This is a genomic window from Streptomyces sp. NPDC005899 (genome assembly GCF_040629645.1).
In the GTDB taxonomy this organism is placed as follows: domain Bacteria; phylum Actinomycetota; class Actinomycetes; order Streptomycetales; family Streptomycetaceae; genus Streptomyces.
Window position 1 is genome coordinate 1 of the sequence record NZ_JBEXWB010000647.1, and the last position, 1,705, is coordinate 1,705.

General features: G+C 77.1%; 2 protein-coding genes. One reads left to right on the top strand and one right to left on the bottom strand.

The window, feature by feature from the left end:
* Positions 1 to 129: 129 nt before the first annotated feature.
* Positions 130 to 771 carry a uridine kinase gene (locus ABZ371_RS32365; protein WP_358686462.1) on the top strand — a complete coding sequence of 214 codons (642 nt, stop codon included), beginning with the start codon at positions 130 to 132 and terminating at the stop codon, positions 769 to 771.
* A 176-nt stretch (positions 772 to 947) separates the two neighbouring features.
* Here ABZ371_RS32365 and ABZ371_RS32370 read toward each other — a convergent pair.
* Positions 948 to 1,705: PfkB family carbohydrate kinase (locus ABZ371_RS32370; RefSeq protein ID WP_358686464.1), on the bottom strand; the 758-nt coding region annotated here is incomplete at its 5' end.

The following is a 1,705-nucleotide window of genomic DNA, read 5'->3' on the forward strand; positions in this document are numbered from 1 at the left end:
CGCCCCCTCGAACCAGGTGATCTCGATCTGCGCTCCCGGGTGGAACAGCGCCCGGAGCCTGTCCCATCGGCCCAGGTCTCGGTGGATCCAGCCTGAGGTCGCGGCGCCCCGCGGGGGCATGATGGACGGGTGCGACTCGAACCGATCACCTGGGAACGGCTGGCCCACTCCCTGGCCGAGCACGCCGACGGCCTCCGACCGGCCGACGGCGGTCCCTGGCTCAAGGTCGGTGTCGACGGCGCCCCGGCCGCCCGCCCCGGAGACCAGGCCGCCCGCGTCGCCGAAGCGTTGCGCTCGCGCGGCCGTGCCGTACTCACCGTCTCCACCGGCGGCTTCCTGCGCCCGGCCAGTCTGCGCTTCGAGTACGGCAGGAAGGACCCCGACTCGTACGCCGACAGCTGGTTCGACACCGGAGCCCTGTGGCGCGAGGTGTTCCGCCCCTTGGAACCCGGCGGCAGCGGCCGGGTGCTGCCCGACCTCTGGGACCCCGTGACGGACCGGGCGACCCGGAGCCCCTACCGCACGCTGCCGGAGGGCGGGGTGCTGATCCTGCACGGCCCGCTGCTCCTCGGGCACTGGTTCCCCTTCGACCTCAGTGTCCATATCGGCCTCTCGCCGGGTGCGTTGCGGCGGCGCACCGAGGAGGACGACCGGTGGACGCTGCCCGCCTTCGCGCGGTACGAGGACGAGGTGGAGCCCGCCGTCCGCGCCGATGTGGCCGTCCGCGCCGACGACCCGAACCACCCGGCGTGGACCGGGCTGGGCGCCTGAAAGCCCGTGCGGACCGGTGCGGCAGGGCCGCCCCACCCGGCCGGCCGGTCGCACCCCGACGCGCACCCTCCGCCGCGCTCTCCGAAGTGCCCGCCGGCACAGCGGGCCCGGCCGGTTCCGGGCGGATCCCCGCAGGGCACGGCCCCCCGGCACCGGGACCGGCCGCCAGGGAGCAGTCAGGGGCGGGGCCCTGGACGGCCGCCGGTCCGGGTGACCGCCTCGGACCCCGCCCGGCAGCCCGCCGCGGCGGCCTCCGCCTCGTCCGCCCCCGCCATCAGGGCCGCGAGGAAGCCGCCGGTGAAGGCGTCCCCCGCACCCGTCGAGTCCACCGGGACACGGACCTCGGGCGCGGGCACGCGGGCGGTCACCGCGCCTTCGGCCGCGAGCAGGACACCCCGGTCGCCGAGGGTCACGGCGACCAGGCCGGCGTGGCGGCTCAGTTCGGCGGCGGCGTCGGCCGGGTCGGGCAGCCCCGTCAGCTGCCGGGCCTCGTCCGCGTTGGGCACGAGCAGGTCCACACCCGCGACCAGGTCGAGGAAGGACACCGTCCCCAACTCGGTGAGGAAGCCCGTCGAAGCGGGGTCCACGCTCACCGGGACACCGCGCCGGCGGGCCTCCCCGACGGCCAGGAGAGCCGTGGCCCTGCTCGTCGGCGCGAAGAGGAGGTAGCCGGACACGTGGAGCCGGGCCACGCCGTCGAGCAGCGACGCCGACCAGTCGCCGGGGGCCAGCCGCAGGACGGCCCCGCCGTCGGTGAGGAAGGTGCGCTCCGAGGACGGGTCGACCAGGGCCACCACGGTGCCGGTCGGCACCTCCTCGTCCACGGCCAGCAGCGGGCGCACGCCCGCCCGGCGCAGCACGTCCGCGTGCCAGGCCGCGGAGTCGGCGCCGGCCCGCGCGAGCAGCCGTACGTCACGGCACCCCGAACGGGCGG